The organism is Sporosarcina sp. USHLN248 (genome assembly GCF_037144575.1).
GTDB lineage: Bacteria > Bacillota > Bacilli > Bacillales_A > Planococcaceae > Sporosarcina > Sporosarcina contaminans.
Genome location: NZ_JBBCZC010000004.1, coordinates 1 through 17,300, shown reverse-complemented (window position 1 = coordinate 17,300; position 17,300 = coordinate 1). Strand labels below are relative to the sequence as shown.

At 42.1% G+C, this 17,300-nt stretch carries 18 protein-coding genes; all 18 read right to left on the bottom strand.

All coding sequences use genetic code 11. From position 1 onward, the window contains the following. Positions 1 to 125 precede the first annotated feature (125 nt). The gene (trmFO, locus tag WFH04_RS02400) at positions 126 to 1,445 is read right to left on the bottom strand and encodes an FADH(2)-oxidizing methylenetetrahydrofolate--tRNA-(uracil(54)-C(5))-methyltransferase TrmFO (protein ID WP_336822460.1); all 1,320 of its coding nucleotides are present in this window, start codon (positions 1,443 to 1,445) and stop codon (positions 126 to 128) included. Positions 1,446 to 1,468: 23 nt separating this feature from the next. Then, positions 1,469 to 3,544: a type I DNA topoisomerase gene (gene topA, locus WFH04_RS02395; RefSeq protein WP_336822459.1), complete on the bottom strand. Its 2,076-nt coding sequence runs from the start codon at positions 3,542 to 3,544 to the stop codon at positions 1,469 to 1,471. 164 nt (positions 3,545 to 3,708) lie between these two features. After that, positions 3,709 to 4,587, bottom strand: coding sequence for a DNA-processing protein DprA (dprA, locus tag WFH04_RS02390; RefSeq protein ID WP_336822458.1), 879 nt, complete (start codon positions 4,585 to 4,587; stop codon positions 3,709 to 3,711). Between the two features lie 91 nt (positions 4,588 to 4,678). Beyond that, a complete protein-coding gene (sucD, locus tag WFH04_RS02385) occupies positions 4,679 to 5,581 on the bottom strand; it encodes a succinate--CoA ligase subunit alpha (RefSeq protein ID WP_336822457.1) in 903 nt (300 codons plus the stop codon). Between the two features lie 18 nt (positions 5,582 to 5,599). Next, positions 5,600 to 6,760, bottom strand: coding sequence for an ADP-forming succinate--CoA ligase subunit beta (gene sucC, locus WFH04_RS02380; RefSeq protein ID WP_336822456.1), 1,161 nt, complete (start codon positions 6,758 to 6,760; stop codon positions 5,600 to 5,602). Between the two features lie 108 nt (positions 6,761 to 6,868). After that, the gene (locus tag WFH04_RS02375; protein ID WP_336822455.1) at positions 6,869 to 7,177 is read right to left on the bottom strand and encodes an EscU/YscU/HrcU family type III secretion system export apparatus switch protein; all 309 of its coding nucleotides are present in this window, start codon (positions 7,175 to 7,177) and stop codon (positions 6,869 to 6,871) included. Next, positions 7,174 to 9,141 (bottom strand): hypothetical protein, encoded by a 1,968-nt coding sequence (locus WFH04_RS02370; RefSeq protein WP_336822454.1) that lies wholly within the window; start codon positions 9,139 to 9,141, stop codon positions 7,174 to 7,176. The genes WFH04_RS02375 and WFH04_RS02370 overlap by 4 nt, the downstream gene beginning before the upstream one ends. Continuing rightward, a complete protein-coding gene (locus WFH04_RS02365; RefSeq protein ID WP_408020158.1) occupies positions 9,092 to 9,922 on the bottom strand; it encodes a ribonuclease HII in 831 nt (276 codons plus the stop codon). The genes WFH04_RS02370 and WFH04_RS02365 overlap by 50 nt, the downstream gene beginning before the upstream one ends. 112 nt (positions 9,923 to 10,034) lie before the next feature. Then, positions 10,035 to 10,913: a ribosome biogenesis GTPase YlqF gene (gene ylqF / locus WFH04_RS02360; RefSeq protein WP_336822452.1), complete on the bottom strand. Its 879-nt coding sequence runs from the start codon at positions 10,911 to 10,913 to the stop codon at positions 10,035 to 10,037. Between the two features lie 18 nt (positions 10,914 to 10,931). Beyond that, positions 10,932 to 11,489, bottom strand: coding sequence for a signal peptidase I (lepB, locus tag WFH04_RS02355; RefSeq protein ID WP_336822451.1), 558 nt, complete (start codon positions 11,487 to 11,489; stop codon positions 10,932 to 10,934). 155 nt (positions 11,490 to 11,644) lie between these two features. Then, positions 11,645 to 11,989, bottom strand: coding sequence for a 50S ribosomal protein L19 (rplS, locus tag WFH04_RS02350; RefSeq protein WP_336822450.1), 345 nt, complete (start codon positions 11,987 to 11,989; stop codon positions 11,645 to 11,647). Positions 11,990 to 12,117: 128 nt separating this feature from the next. Then, positions 12,118 to 12,855, bottom strand: coding sequence for a tRNA (guanosine(37)-N1)-methyltransferase TrmD (gene trmD, locus WFH04_RS02345; protein ID WP_336822574.1), 738 nt, complete (start codon positions 12,853 to 12,855; stop codon positions 12,118 to 12,120). After that, the gene (gene rimM / locus WFH04_RS02340) at positions 12,855 to 13,370 is read right to left on the bottom strand and encodes a ribosome maturation factor RimM (RefSeq protein WP_336822449.1); all 516 of its coding nucleotides are present in this window, start codon (positions 13,368 to 13,370) and stop codon (positions 12,855 to 12,857) included. Before rimM ends, trmD begins: the two co-directional genes overlap by 1 nt. Before the next feature lie 85 nt (positions 13,371 to 13,455). Beyond that, the gene (locus WFH04_RS02335) at positions 13,456 to 13,689 is read right to left on the bottom strand and encodes a KH domain-containing protein (RefSeq protein ID WP_336822448.1); all 234 of its coding nucleotides are present in this window, start codon (positions 13,687 to 13,689) and stop codon (positions 13,456 to 13,458) included. 115 nt (positions 13,690 to 13,804) lie between these two features. Continuing rightward, positions 13,805 to 14,077, bottom strand: a complete 273-nt coding sequence (gene rpsP, locus WFH04_RS02330) for a 30S ribosomal protein S16 (protein WP_060209070.1) — start codon at positions 14,075 to 14,077, stop codon at positions 13,805 to 13,807. A 197-nt stretch (positions 14,078 to 14,274) separates the two neighbouring features. After that, positions 14,275 to 15,630 (bottom strand): signal recognition particle protein, encoded by a 1,356-nt coding sequence (gene ffh, locus WFH04_RS02325; RefSeq protein WP_336822447.1) that lies wholly within the window; start codon positions 15,628 to 15,630, stop codon positions 14,275 to 14,277. A gap of 13 nt (positions 15,631 to 15,643) precedes the next feature. Beyond that, positions 15,644 to 15,979: a putative DNA-binding protein gene (locus WFH04_RS02320; protein ID WP_336822446.1), complete on the bottom strand. Its 336-nt coding sequence runs from the start codon at positions 15,977 to 15,979 to the stop codon at positions 15,644 to 15,646. A gap of 96 nt (positions 15,980 to 16,075) precedes the next feature. Next, a complete protein-coding gene (gene ftsY, locus WFH04_RS02315) occupies positions 16,076 to 17,071 on the bottom strand; it encodes a signal recognition particle-docking protein FtsY (protein WP_336822445.1) in 996 nt (331 codons plus the stop codon). Between the last annotated feature and the right edge of the window lie 229 nt (positions 17,072 to 17,300).

Here is a 17,300-nt window from a genome sequence, read left to right as displayed (position 1 = left end):
CATAATTGTCTTGTGATGTCTGACATCTATCTCAATAAGATCTATTAAAAGACACAATTTGTTCAATAATAGCAGCATAAAAGGCTGTCCTTGACAAATTTGTCAGTGCGGACAGCCTTTTCATTTCAATGAAAAACGGTAGACCTGAACTGATCGATCACTCGAAGTGCACGATCAGCATGCTTTTCTGCTCGTTCTACTTTCGATTTAATGCGTTCCCCTAAATCCGGGAATAGCCCAAAATTAATGTTCATCGGCTGAAAATTATTTGAGTCTGCTTCTGTAATGTATCTCGCCATACTGCCTAAAGCCGTTTCGGCAGGAAGTCGGATCGGTTCTTTGCCTAACGCCAATTGTGCCGCATTCATGCCTGCGATTAAACCTGAACCTGCGGATTCTACATAGCCTTCTACACCTGTCATTTGTCCTGCAAAGAATAGGTTGTTGACAGATTTCAATTGATAAGTTGAATCCAAAACGCGTGGAGAGTTAATAAACGTATTTCTATGCATGACTCCATACCGGACAATTTCAACATTTTCAAGGCCGGGTATGAGTCGAAGAACTTCCTTTTGCGCTCCCCACTTCATGTGCGTTTGAAAACCGACGATATTATACAAAGTGCCCGCCGCGTCGTCTTGACGTAGTTGCACAACGGCTTTAGGACGTTTACCTGTTTTCGGATCTTCCAATCCGACTGGCTTCATTGGACCGAACAACAATGTTTTCTCACCGCGTTTAGCCATAACTTCAACAGGCATGCACGCCTCGAAGTACAATTCTTTTTCGAAGTCCTTCAACGGTGCTACTTCAGCGACGAGAAGCGCCTCATAGAACCTGCTGAACTCCTCTTCATCCATCGGACAGTTTAAATATGCTGCTTCACCTTTATCATAGCGGGATTTCAAATAAACCTTATCCATATCAATAGATTCTTTTTCTATTATCGGTGCAGCTGCATCATAGAAATACAAATACTCTTCACCAGTGAGCTTCAGGATTTTTTCTGCAAGTGCAGGTGAAGTCAATGGGCCAGTCGCAATTATTGTAATCCCTTCCAACATTGCGTCTAAGTCCGTCACTTCTTCATTGATCACTTCGATTAATGGATGATTGCGGATTTTGTCTGTTACATTTCCCGCGAACTCATGCCTGTCGACCGCCAAAGCACCGCCAGCAGGGACTGCGCATTTGTCTGCTGCAGCAATTATAAGAGAATCAAGTCTTCTCATCTCTTCTTTTAAGACCCCTACCGCATTCGTAATATTATTTGCACGCAAAGAGTTGCTGCAGACTAGTTCCGCAAATTTATCCGTATGGTGTGCAGGAGTCTGTTTCACCGGTCTCATTTCGTAAAGGCGTACCTTTACTCCACGGGACGCAATTTGCCACGCTGCCTCACTGCCCGCAAGCCCAGCACCAATGACATTGACGATTGCTGCCATACCTTCACTCTCTTTTCTTATCGTTATTCTTGTGCATCTTCTTTATAATCACATTCTGTACATTGAATTTGTACACCTTTTTTAAGCCTTTTTTCAACTAATGTGCTTTGACATTTTGGGCAAGGCCTGCTAATCGGCTTATCCCAAGATACATATTCACATTCTGGGTACCGGTCACAGCCGTAGAAAATCCTTTTTGTTTTACTTTTCCGCTCGACTACTTGACCTTCTTTACAGAGTGGACAAGTGACACCGATCGGTTTTACGATCGCTTTCGTATTTCTGCAATCAGGAAAATTCGAACAAGCCATAAACTTGCCGTATCGACCCATTTTAAACACCATTGGTGAACCGCAAATTTCACAATCTTCACCAGCAGGTTCATCTTTTATTTCAATTTTCTCCATTTCTTCATCTGCAACTTTAACATCTTTTTCAAATTCCTTATAAAACTCATCAATGACTTGAACCCATCCGATATTGCCCTCTTCTACTTCGTCTAAGTTCTTTTCCATTTCAGCTGTAAATTCGATATTAATGATGTCAGGGAAGTATTGGTTAACTGCCTGATGGACAATTTCACCTAATTCAGTAGGTACAAATCGCTTTGCATCCAAAGTTACATATCCCCGCTTTTGTATTGTATCCAATGTCGGAGCATATGTGGATGGTCTGCCAATCCCTAACTCTTCCAAAGTTTTAACGAGCCGGGCTTCAGAATAACGTGGAGGTGGCTGAGTAAAATGCTGTTTCGGATCAATTTGACTGCTCGTTACCTTCTCCCCTTGCTCAAGCGGAGGTAAAATGCCTTCTTTCTCCTCTTCCTTATCGTCCTCTCCCTCAATATACACTTTCATGAAACCAGGGAATTTCACTTCGGAACCTGTTGCTCTGAATCTCACTTCGCCACTCATCAAATCAGCAGTGACTGTATCCAAAATAGCAGGCGCCATTTGACTCGCAACAAACCTTTCCCAGATCAATTTGTATAATCGGAGCTGATCTCTCGATAAATACGGTTTCATTGATTCTGGAGGCCTCATTACTGAAGTCGGTCTCACTGCCTCATGGGCATCCTGTGTATTTGAAGATTCCTTCGCTTTCACTTTTGATGTGGCAATGAATTCCTTGCCATACATTGTGCCGATGAACGACATCGCTTCTTCCTTTGCACCTTCTGAAATTCTCGTTGAATCGGTACGCATATAGGTGATTAAACCGACAATTCCTTCTTTGCCGATATTAATCCCTTCATAGAGTTGTTGCGCAAGCATCATCGTCTTTCTTGCACGGAAATTCAACTTACGTGCAGCTTCTTGTTGCAAAGACGAAGTTGTAAATGGGGGTGCAGGATTCCGTTTTCTTTCTTTCTTGACGAGGTTTACAATTTCGAATTGGTCTCCTGCCATTTTAGACAATACTTCATCGACTTGTTTTTTGTTTTCAAGTTTGAGCTTTTTTTTCGCATCGCCATAATAAGACGCTTCAAACTTTTTGCCATCCTTTGTAAACTGGCCCGTTATACTCCAATACTCCTCAGGCACAAACACTTTAATTTCATTTTCCCGATCGATGATGAGCCGCAATGCGACTGATTGGACCCGGCCGGCAGATAAACCTTTCTTTACTTTTTTCCATAAAATCGGGCTTATATTGTAGCCGACAAGCCGGTCCAATATCCTTCTCGCTTGTTGGGCATCGACCCGGTTCATATCAATCGGTCTTGGATGCTTGAACGACTCCTTAATAGCATCCTTCGTAATTTCATTGAACACGACTCGGCAATCTGATTCGATGTCGATGGATAGCTGATTAGCCAAATGCCAAGCAATCGCTTCTCCTTCTCTATCGGGGTCAGCCGCTAAAAAGATTTTTTTAGCCTTTTTAGCTTCTTTCTTCAACTCTTGCAATATTGGTCCTTTTCCTCGGATGGTAATGTACTTCGGTTCATAATTATTTTCCGTATCCACGCCCATCTGGCTTCTTGGAAGGTCACGCAAATGCCCGATGGAGGCACGCACTTTATACTTTTTTCCTAAGTAGCGCTCAATTGTTTTCGCTTTTGCAGGCGATTCCACTATTACTAAATAATCTGCCATTAACTTTGTTCCTCCTCATAGAGGTTCCCTATTTATTCACAATGCGCCTTATTTTTATCACGCTACTTGTGAACTCGAACTCAAAAGAATATCTGTTGCAAAATGTATAACAGATTTGAATTAAAATCAACCTTTTCAACATAAGGAGGTTTTTCGGCATCATTCTACAACGTATGCTCAAACAGTTGAAACCCATTCCAAATCGGCTTTGCCCCTTCTTCGATCAACTTATTCGGACCAAAGGACAGAGACGATGTAATCGGTCCCGGAACGGCGTATATATCCTTTCCGTGATCGAGTGCATGCTCAACTGTGCTCATTGTGCCGCTCTTTTCTTCCGATTCTGTTATGATGACAGCATCTGAGAAACCGCTAATGAGCCGATTGCGCATCGGAAATGTCCAACGGGCAGGTGATAGATAAGGTGGATATTCTGTGAGAAGCAAATGCTCTTTAGATAATGTTTTCGCTATCTTTTCGTTTTCTTTCGGGTATAAATGAAAAAATCCATGACCTAAGATGGCAATCGTTTTCCCTCCATATAAAAGCGCTGCTTCATGCGCCATCGTATCAGCTCCTTTCGCAAGCCCGGATACGATGGCAATGCCATTTTGAACGAGCGGCGGAACAATGTATGACATTGCTTTCCTTGAATAATCGGTCGCTTTACGCGAACCAATAATCGCGATTTTCGTCCTTATTTGCAACAATGAAATGTCGCCCTTTATATATAAAACAGCTGGGGGATCAATAAGTTTTCGCAACGCTTCTGGATAGTTTGAGTGAGAGTAAGGTAGAGGGATAATCAGTTGTTGTTCGTACAATTGTGCAAAGGGGGTGTTTGCACATTTCGAAAGTTTTTCATGCAGTAGTTTTGCTTGTTGAAAGGAAATATTTAATAGCTCCGACAACTGGAACGGATTGTATGCAAAAAGTTGGTCGAGCCGGGGGTCTGCATCCACCAATTTTTTTAAACGATTGTATGGTACAGGATGAGCATAGTGCAATGCCATTAACTTCCTGTCGAAGTTTGTATAGTTCATTTTCAGCCTCCTATCAATGTGAATAAAGATGCAACATGAACATGCTGCATCTTTATCGACACGGTCATTTTGTAAAAAATGATCCTATTAATTAATGTGTTTTACATTTTTCGTATAAGCCTTTTTCTTTCAACACTTTAATAAGTGTTTCGCCGATTACGGAAGGTGTATCTGCTACTTCAATGCCTGCAGCGTTCATAGCTTTGATTTTTTCAGAAGCTGTACCTTTCCCGCCTGAAATGATCGCACCCGCATGGCCCATACGTTTTCCTGGAGGTGCAGTTTGTCCACCGATGAAGCCAACAACAGGTTTTGTCATGTTCGCTTTCACCCATTCAGCTGCTTCCTCTTCTGCAGTACCACCGATTTCACCGATCATGACGACCGCGTACGTTTCAGGGTCTTCATTGAATTCTTTAAGAACATCAATGAAGTTTGTACCATTTACAGGGTCTCCGCCGATTCCGACAGCTGTCGTTTGGCCGATTCCAGCTTGGCTCAATTGGTGTGTTGCTTCATAAGTTAAAGTTCCAGAACGTGAAACAACGCCTACATGGCCTTTCGTATGAATATATCCTGGCATAATACCAATTTTACATTCATCAGCTGTAATGACGCCTGGGCAGTTCGGACCGACAAGTCGAGTCTTTTTGCCTTCCATATAACGCTTCACTTTAATCATATCAAGAACAGGAATATGCTCTGTAATACAGATTGTCATATCCAATTCAGCATCTACAGCTTCCATAATAGCATCTGCTGCAAACGGAGCTGGCACATAGATGACAGAAACGTTTGCTCCTGTAGCTTTTACAGCTTCCTCGACTGTATTGAAAACAGGTACTCCTTCAACTTCAGTACCACCTTTTCCAGGTGTAACACCGCCGACAATTTTTGTGCCGTATTCAAGCATTTGCTTTGTATGGAAAAGTGCTGTTGAGCCTGTAATACCTTGTACAATCACTTTTGTATCTTTATTAATATAAATTGACATCGTTTGTCCCTGCCTTTCTTAGCCTACGAGTTCAACAATCTTTTGTGCACCGTCCGCCATTGTGTCAGCAGCGATGATATTTAAACCGGATTCGTTCAATAGCGCTTTACCTCTGTCTACGTTTGTTCCTTCCAAACGGACAACAAGTGGAACTTCAAGGCCTACTTCTTTCGCAGCTGCAATAACACCTTCTGCGATTACGTCACATTTCATAATTCCACCGAAAATATTTACAAAAATGCCTTTTACATGTTCATCGGAAAGGATGATTTTGAACGCTTCTGTAACTTTCTCAGCTGTAGCGCCGCCCCCAACGTCAAGGAAGTTGGCCGGTGATCCGCCGTAGTAGTTGATTGTATCCATCGTAGCCATCGCAAGTCCAGCACCATTGACCATGCAGCCGATATTTCCATCAAGAGAGATATAGCTCAGGTCATACTTGGACGCTTCGATTTCCTTTGGATCTTCTTCATCGTAATCGCGTAATTCGACAATGTCTTTATGGCGATACAATGCATTATCATCAAAATTGAATTTCGCATCAAGCGCTAAAACATTATCGTCACCTGTAACGACCAACGGGTTGATTTCTACGATTGAAGCGTCTTTTTCAGAGAACACTTGGTAAAGACCAGTCATGAATTTCGCCGCTTTGTTTACAAGATGTGACGGGATGTTCATGTTGAATGCCATGCGTCGCGCTTGGAAGCCAGTCAAACCGACTACTGGATCGATTACTTCTTTGAAAATCTTTTCAGGCGTTTTTTCCGCAACTTCTTCGATGTCCATTCCGCCTTCTTCTGATCCCATTAAAGTTACGCGATCTGTCGCACGGTCTACAACAAGGCCAATATAGTATTCTTTTTTAATATCTGACCCTTCTTCGATAAGAAGACGTTTTACTTCTTTTCCTTCAGGACCTGTTTGGTGGGTAACAAGTGTTTTGCCAAGAAGCTCTTTTGCATATTCGCGGACTTCGTCAAGATTTTTTGCGATTTTGACGCCGCCAGCTTTCCCGCGGCCACCCGCGTGGATTTGCGCTTTAACGACAATTACGTCTGTTCCGAGCTCTTTTGCTGCACTTACAGCTTCGTCGGGAGAGAATGCGACCCGACCGTTTGAAACAGCAACGCCATATTCTCTAAGCAGCTGTTTTCCTTGATATTCATGGATATTCATCTTACATCCTCCAATCGAACTTGTAGCTCATAATTTACTGCCGTATCTATTGTAGTAAAGATGTCAAATTATGTCCACATTTGTATGTCGAGAATCCTATAAAAAATGTCAAACTTCGTCATGTTTCTCTTTATTTTTTCTTAATCTATGCTCGCGGTCCACTTGGTAAATAAATGCGAATACTTCAGCTACAGCTTGGTATAGCTGCTCTGGTATCGTTTCGTCAATATTCAGCTGCCCTAATAATTCTACCAAAGTTGGGTCTTCCTGAATGGGTACATCGTGTTCTTCTGCTTTCTTTAATATATTTTCAGCAATTTTCCCTTTTCCTTTTGCGATTACTTTCGGAGATTCCCCGGAAGTTGGATCATATGATAGCGCTACTGCCTCTTTTCTGACATTTTTTCTTTCGATCATATGCGAAAATCAACCCCTTCACGTTCGGGAATCCTTTTATTGGAACGTTCACTCGCTTTTTTTCCATGCTCCTCAAAATTCTTGAAAAAGATGCCCGAAAATTGATAATCAATTTCTGACAGTCCTTTTTTAAGCCTTTCTACGATCGGCATTCCAATCTGTTTAATCGATTCATCCGCATTAAAAACTGTGATAGAGATGATCCGGTTTTGCACTACCATATCGACAATTGTCTTCTCAAGTGATTGAAGATCTAAATAGAATAATATTCTTGCATAATCTGCATCGATTTTTCCATCTTCTTTCATTCTGCCATTCCATTGCAATGTAGCGTCAATCCGTTTTCCTAAAAATTCTAACGGCAATTGCATGACAATTTGCTGGTTATGACCGACTTCTCCAGATTGCATCATCGGTCCATTCATCCGAAAGAGTAGCTGTTCGGCAACTTCCCTTAACTGCGGTGAAACCGACTGATCTTGCGAAAGAAGGATTAACTGAGGTTTTAAGGCCGCAGACAATCGATCAAAATCCGCTTCTTTTCCAGCTAATGACGCTTCATAGTTGAAGCCCATAGAAGTAATAATTGATCGCATAGCTTCTCTTATAATTTTGCCATCAATTGCAGTATCTACAGCAGCTTGAGCACTTTGCATGATGTCTTTTACGATTGGTGATGAAGACTGTTGGGCCAATTGCCGAATCGATGCAGCTTGGTCTGCAGCTTCTCTGCTTAAAAAATGCAAGTGATCCTGTGTTTTTCTTTCCGAAAGGAAGACAGATGATTGGAATGGCTTCAAAACTGCATCTACTGCACTTAACTTAGCTATAAGCACACTGATTTGCCTAACTTCCGGACTCTCCTTTAAAGAGGCTGTCGAGGCATTTGAGAGCTTATGAAGTGCATTTAGTAATTCTGTTTTTTGCTTAGCCGGAATATCATTGGCATTTTCAATCGTTTGTCGGATCGAAGCTAAAATACGGGCTGCCTGCTCAGCAATATTGGCTTTTCCATTGAACGCCGCCCAATCTTGAATCACTTTGTGCACAGTCGGCGAAGCGTTTTCAAATATATTTCTTAGCAAAGCGTTGTTTCGAGAAGGGAGTTGCTGTTCATTCGATTGTTTATCGCGCTGTGTTGGTATGTCTCCCATCATTTCATGAATAACTGACGGCAAGTTTGCAAGCGATGTTCTTATTGGCAATACGCCTGCCTGCTTAAGCAACTGCAAAACTGCAAATCGCTCTTCTCTTCCCACAGAAGTTTCTAACAACTTGTTTAACGCATTTGCAATAATCGAACGTTCAACTGCTTGATCAGTTTGTTTCCCCATCCCATTCAGGAGGGAAGAAAGATGCGATTTCGCTTGTTCTGACAAAGCATTCTCATTATTTAGCGCTTTAGATAAAGCCGCAATGAGATGATGCAAGCCTTCCCTCGTCTCAACACCAATTAAAGAGTTGAAATGGTTGATCGTCAATGGCAATCTCATGTCCAATAACTTGTGTATCGCTGACAATGCTTCGTTGCGAAGTGCAGCTGGAACTGTTTTCAGCAATTTCTCTGCTTCTAATAAATTGTCTCGCGAAATTGGCAGTTTCTGCTTTAAGACGTAGTTTAATAAACTTTGCATTTCCGATGTCTTTGGCAATTGCATTGATTCCAATAAGGATGACAGCTGCCGTGATAAACTTTCATCTGTCCGGAGTGGTCCTGAAATCATTTTCAGTTGCAGTTCGGGTTCTGTTGACTTTACTTGAAAGTAATAAGAATCACCCGCTTTCATCGGCACTTCTAATTTGGCAATCAACCGCTGTCCGCCAATTTGCACTTCTGCCATCTGGCCTGGGAATAGCTGCTTAATTTGACCATGGAACATTTGCCCTTCCCGCAATACGAGCGGAGATGAACTGCTATTTGTTGATTGGATAGTTGTCAAATTCGGAATTAAAGGATGGCTCATCGGCCTCCCTCCTTTTCAGCATAGATTTGATCGGTTCGAACGTTTTCCTATGATGTTCACAAGGGCCGTGCATGTATAACGCTTCAAGGTGATCCGCTGTTCCGTAGCCCGCATTGTTTTTAAACTTGTACATTGGATATTCATTATCCAACTCGTCCATTAAATGATCACGGGTTGTTTTCGCTAAAATCGATGCAGCAGCAATTGCCAAGCTTTGTGCATCTCCTTTAATAATCGCTTCGGATGGACAGCTAACAGTTAATTGCATCGCATCCGCTATGACAATGTCTGGTTTTATTGGCAGTTGTTCAACAGTTCTTTCCATCGACTCCCTCGTCGCAGCGTAAATGTTGAGTTCATCTATGCGCCGTGCCGATTGAATATGTACCGCGTAGCTGACCGCTATGTCACGAATAATAGCTGCATAACGTTCTCTTTCACTTTTCGATATTTTTTTAGAATCGTCTAAACCGATAAGTTCCTGTGCATCTTCAGGTAATATAACCGCCGCACATACAACCGGTCCTGCCAACGGTCCTCTTCCTGCCTCATCAATTCCCGCAACCAAATCTCCTGCAAAGCGTTTAAATTGCTTATCAAACGATTTCTTTTCTTCATAAGCAATTAATTTTCGCTTTCTTTTTTCATTCTCGCGGTGCCACCTCTTTAGTGCAGTCTGAACACCCGCTCTTTCATCAGCTGCCAACTCTTCTATCCATGGCGTCATTTCCAATGTTTTTTTTAATGCATTCGATATTTCTTTCACTGTTTTCACTGCCATCACCTATGTATGATCTATTTTTAATATGTAAGTACTATCACGTTACACTTTATATCGGTCAGATTATGGAGATTTTGCCTTTTCATAAATAGAAAAGGCCGATTGTCATGGATTATTCCACGACCCCATCGACCTGTTCTTCTATTTCGTTTGTAAAATCAAATGTTAATTTGCCAAGGTGCTCATTGCGGATATCTTGGATGATCAACTCCGCAACTTTGTCGTAGTCAATCTCTCCTCCTTGGGTGTACGCTTTACGATCTTCACCGATTTTATTGAAAACCGACAAAATGTCCTCCCCAATTTCACGAATGCCATATCTTTCTAAAAGCCGTTCTGGATAATGTTTTTCTAAGAAACGCAAGCCGTAAACAGACAAATTTTCCATGTTGACGACCGTGTCTTTTATTGCACCAGTTAAAGCCAATTTGTATCCGACCGCCTGATCTTCAAATTTCGGCCATAAAATTCCCGGTGTATCCAACAGTTCTAATTCTTTCCCAAATTTAATCCACTGTTGCGCCTTCGTTACACCTGGCTTATTTCCTGTTTTAGCGATATTTTTCTTCGCCAACCGGTTAATGAGCGTTGACTTCCCGACATTTGGTATGCCGACAATCATTGCCCGAATCGCTCCAGGGCGAATGCCTCGCTTTTTCATTCTTTCTATTTTAGGTGTTAGGATTTCCTTCGCTGCTTTCGTTACTGCTGCAAGCCCTTTTCCTTCAAACGAATTGATGGCAACTGCAGGAATGCCCTCTTTTTCAAAGTAATGAATCCATCGTTCTGTTTCTTTACTATCTGCTAAATCCATTTTATTTAATATTAGCAGTCTAGGTTTTTGTTGTATTACTTCATCAATCATCGGATTGCGCGACGATAAAGGGAGCCTGGCATCAATCAATTCAAAAACGATGTCAACTAATTTCAGTTGCTCAGTCACTTCACGTCTCGCTTTGGCCATATGGCCTGGAAACCATTGGATAGTCATCACTATCCCGTCCTTTCTTTACTTGACAATACCGAAGTCTTTAATCGGCCAAAACACGAATTTTGTACTACCGATAATTTCATCGATCGCTACTGCTCCGATATGTCTTGAGTCTTTACTTTTTCGTCGATTATCGCCCATGACGAATACATGTCCTTCCGGCACTGTATCACTGTCTATTTTATCCTCTAACACGAAGTCTTCAGTCAAAGGGCCATCGTTCACGGTTTTCTTATATTGTTCCAAATACGGTTCGTCGTATGGCTTACCGTTAATATACAAAACATCATCTTTATATTCGACTGTATCGCCCGGAAGCCCGATCACCCGTTTAATATAATCCTTCTGTTCTGGAGCATGGAACACAACGATATCAAACCGTTCAGGCTTACCTAACGTATAACCGATCTTATTGACAATCATCTTATCTCCATGTTCTAATGTCGGCATCATTGAAATGCCATCGACGACGATCGGAGTAAATAAAAAGATGCGAATGACCGCAGCAAGCCCAAACGCGATCAATAAAGCTTTAATCCATTCATAAGTTTCATTCTTTTTCTTTTTTTCGTCCATTCACTGAAGCCTCCCGCCAAACTACTATCCCTATTGTACAGTCTATTCATATTTGAGGCAAAAAGAAAGGAGACCAAAAATAGGCCCCCATTTTTATGTATAATCGGATTCAGTAAAAAGACAAACAGCGAGGATTGCTCCCCGCTGTTTGGATATTATCGGATTTCTTTGATACGAGCGGCTTTTCCGCGTAGGCTGCGAAGGTAGTACAATTTCGCACGGCGTACTTTACCACGGCGTGTCACTTCGATTTTAGCGATTTTTGGTGTGTGTACAGGGAATGTACGTTCAACGCCTACACCGTTAGAGATTTTACGGACTGTGAATGTTTCACTGATTCCGCCTCCACGACGTTTAATGACGACACCTTCGAAAATTTGGATACGCTCACGTGTACCCTCGATGATTTTCACGTGCAAGCGGACAGTGTCCCCAGGACGGAAATCTGGATGATCAGTACGAAGCTGATCTTTTGTAATTTCTGCAATAATGTTTTGCATGATTTTCTCTCCTTCTCCACAGATGCTCTTGCATCTCTTGCCTTTGCAGCGGAACATCAGTCATATGTACTCCATAGAAGCACATAGTAGATCATACCATAAACGACAAGCCTTCGCAAGATAATCTGTTAATTTTTTTCTGCTTTCAACTGCTCCAACAACCTTTTCTGATGATCAGTTAAAGGTGCAACGTCTAACAAGTCTTTGCGCCGATGAAATGTACGAAGTAAAGATTGCTCCTGTCGCCATTTTTCAATTTCGGCATGGTTGCCCGATAAAAGTACATCCGGAACTTTCATCCCATTGAAATCCGCCGGCCTCGTATATTGCGGATGCTCTAAAAGCCCTGTCGAAAATGAATCTAACACGGGAGAATCTGAATTTCCTAATACATTCGGTAATAACCGGACAATGCTGTCGATCATCGCCATTGCAGCAATCTCTCCACCTGTCAATACAAAATCGCCGATTGAAAGTTCGTCGGTAACTAAGTATTCGCGGATTCTCTCGTCATACCCTTCATAATGGCCACATAGGAAAACGATATGGTCCTCACCTGAGAGCTCTTCCGCTTTTTTCTGGTCGAAGCGTTCCCCTTGGGGACACATAAGTAAAATACGAGGCTTTTTCTCCGTCCCTTTCGTCAAATCTTCAACTGCCGCAAAAAGCGGTTCTGGTTTTAGAACCATTCCCGCACCGCCGCCATACGGATAATCATCTACTTTCTTATGCTTATTCCCGGAGTACTCCCGGAAATCCACGACATGAAAGGAGACCGCATCGTTTTCCTGTGCTTTTTTCATAATGGAAGAATGCAACACACCTTCAAACATTTCCGGGAATAGGGATAGTACGTCAATTTTCATCATGAAAGAAGCCCTTCCAACGGATCGATGACAATTTTTTTATTTTCAATATCAATTGCCTTTACGACGTCATCAATATACGGTATATAATGCGGCTTTCCCGTTTGAGGTGTAACTGTCCAAACGTCGTTCGACCCTGTTTCAAGAATTTCAGTCACTTTCCCAATCAATTCGCCCGCTTCTGTATAAACCTCACAGCCGATAATTTCGTAGTAATAAAATTCCCCTTCTTCCAACTCGCCCAATTGCTCTTCAGACACTTTCAATATGCCATCTCTATATTTTTCAACATCATTAATATTCGGGTGTCCTTCGAATGTAAGCAAGTCAAAGTTTTTATGCTTACGATGACTTGCAACAATTAAACGGATCGGCTTTTTCCCATCCGGGAGAAAGAGCGTCAATTCATTGCCAACCGCGTATCTTTCTTCTGGAAAGTCAGTCCTCGAAATCACCCGGACTTCCCCCCGGATACCGTGCGTATTTACAATCTTTCCTACATTGAACCATTGCATATTGCACACCATCCTTTCTAAGCAGAATATAGGATTGTTCCACACATGTAAACAAAAAAGGAAGGACTTAGGTGGGCCCTCCCTTTCAATCGACTATATCTAAGTAAACTCTTTTGCCGTGGTGACTGCCTGCCGCTGAATAAACAATGGTGCGAATCGCTTTTGCTACACGCCCTTGTTTTCCGATCACTTTCCCCATATCTACAGGATTGACGGAAAGTTTGTAAGTGATACGATGATTTTGTTCATCTTTATCGACCCGAACATCTTCCGGATGATCGACTAATGGTTTTACAATCGTTTCGATCAGCTGCCTCATGTACACCCCTCCTGATTATCCCGTATCTACGGGCAGTAAGACTTTACGTATAACATGCGTTCATTTGCAATCAATCGAGCATCCGTTATGTCTTTGAATGCCCGATTGGTTCAACTTACTTACCGTATTTTGCGTTATGGAATTTCTCCATGATGCCTTGCTCTGAGAACAGGTTACGAACTGTATCAGATGGTTTCGCACCATTTTGAAGCCATTTAAGAGCCAATTCTTCATCGATTTTCACTTCTGCAGGTTTTGTAAGTGGGTTATACGTACCTACTGTTTCGATTTGACGGCCATCACGTGGTGAACGTGAATCTGCTACAACAATACGATAAAAAGGAGTTTTCTTTGCTCCCATACGTTTAAGACGAATTTTTACTGACATTTTTACTTGCACCTCCGAATAGTTTCACACAAGATAGTATATTATCAAGGTTTCTTATGTTTGTAAAGTGTTTTTTCTTAACACCTACTATAAAATGAATTCGCCATAGAAAATGGCCAATTTCACTTTACCTTTCATCGCTATAAGCCGATTTGCTTTTCAAAATTCAACTAGGGATAAATAAAAGCGTACGCTGCTTATTTGAAAAATGAATCGAAGCCTGGCATTTTCATTTTCTTTTTCCCTTTTGTTTGCATATTGGTCATTTGCTTAACCATTTTCTTCATTTCATCAAATTGCTTTAAAAGCCTGTTCACTTCTTGAATCGACGTGCCTGAACCTTTGGCAATCCTTTTTTTACGATTCGCATTAATGATTTCAGGTGTTGTGCGCTCTTCAATCGTCATAGAATAAATGACCGCTTCTACCCGGCCCATTTGACTTTCATCGACTTGAGCATTTTCAAGACCTTTGATCTTATTGAAACCAGGCATCATTTTCAATAATTCATCAAGCGGACCCATTTTTTTCACTTGCTGCAGTTGATCCAAAAAGTCATCCAATGTGAAGGTTTGCGTGCGGAATTTCTTTTCAAGTTCCTTCGCCTTCTCCTCATCAACATTCGCCTGCGCTTTTTCAATGAGAGACATAACGTCGCCCATACCTAAAATCCTTGAAGCCATACGTTCAGGGTGGAACGGTTCCAAGGCATCCATTTTCTCGCCCATACCGACAAATTTAATCGGTTTTTGCGTTACAGAACGGATGGACAATGCAGCCCCGCCTCGAGTATCCCCGTCGAGCTTCGTCAAAACGACTCCTGTAATGCCGATTGCATCATCAAAAGACTTAGCAACATTGACAGCATCTTGGCCGGTCATCGCATCAACTACAAGGAAAACTTCATCCGGTTTGCTCAATTCCCTAATGTCTTTCAGTTCTTGCATTAACTCTTCATCGACATGCAAACGGCCAGCCGTATCAATGATGACAACATCATGATGTTCCTTTTCAGCTTCTGATAGCGCTTGACGGGTGATTTCGACAGGCGAAACATCCGTACCGAGTGAAAATACCGGCATCGTAAGTTGTTTGCCAAGAGTTTGCAATTGCTGAATAGCAGCTGGTCGATAGACGTCCGCAGCAACTAATAGCGGTTTTTTATTATGCCGTTTACGCAGCACTGTTGCTAACTTTCCTGTCGTCGTCGTTTTACCGGCCCCCTGAAGACCTACCATCATAATGACGGTAGGTGACTTTCTCGCAAACTGTATCGGATTTTGCTCTCCGCCCATTAAGTTCGTCAATTCATCTTGGACAATTTTGACCACTTGCTGGCCAGGCGTCAAGCTTTTCATGACATCTTGCCCGACAGCGCGCTCACTAACGGTTTTGACGAATTCTTTTACAACTTTCAAGTTGACGTCCGCTTCGATCAGCGCAAAACGGACTTCACGCATCATCTCTTTTACATCTGCTTCGCTAATTTTTCCTTTGCCCGTAATTTTTTGAAGCGTCCCTTGCAGGCGCTGGGCTAAACCTTCAAATGCCATGCATAGACCCCCCCTACTCATGATCTTTTAATGCGGTAAGCAATGCCCGCACTTCTTTGGATTGATCGTCATCGCCAGTTACAATTTGTTCGAGCTGCTCAACGATTTCCACCCTTTTTTGAAATTTCGAAAAGAGTTTCAATTTCGCTTCATAATCTTCTAACATCGCTTCTGTTCTCCGGACATTGTCATAGACAGCTTGTCTTGAAACGCCATATTCCTCAGCAATTTCTCCGAGGGACAGGTCATCCAAGTAGTACAACTGCATATATATTCTTTGCTTGTCAGTCAACAGCGTCTGATAAAAGTCATAGAGGAAGTTTATGCGCGTCGTTTTTTCAAGCATCATAACCTCGCCTCCCCATGTCATCTTATAATGCCGCACATTAAGTGTCAAGTAATTTTACTTGTCTTTATTAGAACCGCAAAGATGTTAAAAGAAGCATCATTCCTCTTCCTTCATTTCCAATTCCAAGCCTTCTGCAAACAATCCGTAAACATATTTTTCTGGATCGAACGGCTGTAAATCATCCATTCCTTCACCAAGACCGACAAATTTAACTGGGATATTCAATTTATTGCGGATTGCAAGTACGATGCCGCCCTTCGCTGTTCCGTCTAATTTCGTCAATACAATTCCAGTTACGTTCGTCGCTTCTTTAAACGTTTCTGCTTGGATTAACGCGTTTTGACCAGTTGTTGCATCCAATGCCAATAGCACCTCGTGTGGAGCGCCTTCAATTTCTTTTCCGATGACACGATGCACTTTTTCAAGCTCATTCATTAAATTTACTTTATTTTGCAATCTGCCAGCAGTATCACAGATTAAAACATCGACATGTCTATTTTTTGCCGCACGGATCGCATCATACATTACTGCGGCCGGATCAGATCCTTCCGACTGCCTGATCACTTCTACGCCTACCCGTTCACCCCATACAACAAGCTGGTCGATTGCTCCCGCTCTGAACGTATCGCCTGCTGCTAACATAACTGTTTTTCCTTCACTTTTGAAACGAGCCGCCAATTTGCCGATTGTCGTCGTCTTGCCGACTCCATTGACACCAACCATTAAAATTACTGTCAAATCATCTTGCATATTCAATTCAGTATCTAATTCCTCGCCAGCTCTATAAATTTCTACGAGCTTTTCGGAAATGACGGATTGAATGCCGGCAGTATCTTTAATATTTTTCCTTTGAACTTCAAACTTTAATTGGTCGATTAACTCCATTACCGTTTCAACACCAACGTCAGCTTGCAATAGAAGCTCTTCCAATTCCTCGAAAAATTCTTCGTCCACTTCACGGAAACGAGCGACTAAGTCATTCACTTTAGATGTAAAGGAATCACGAGTTTTCGCCAAACCTTCCTTGAATTTTTCCGATACCGCCTCATTTGTTCCCGTAATTTTCTCTTTTAACTTTTTAAAAAAAGACATTTCAATCTCTCCTTTTACTTTTCCAATGAATCTGCATCGATACATCGACATCCATAACGATATGGCTTTTCATTCTATAGAATCCGGCTGCCTGCGCTTTTGTTTCATCCAGACTCCAGCAGCCATCCCCTCGAGGTCGCTTCAATTTTGAATTGGAAGACAAAAAACGTCTTCCAGTTCAAAATCTCCAGCGCTTGTCGGGGATTAGCAGGCTGCCTGCGCTTTTGTT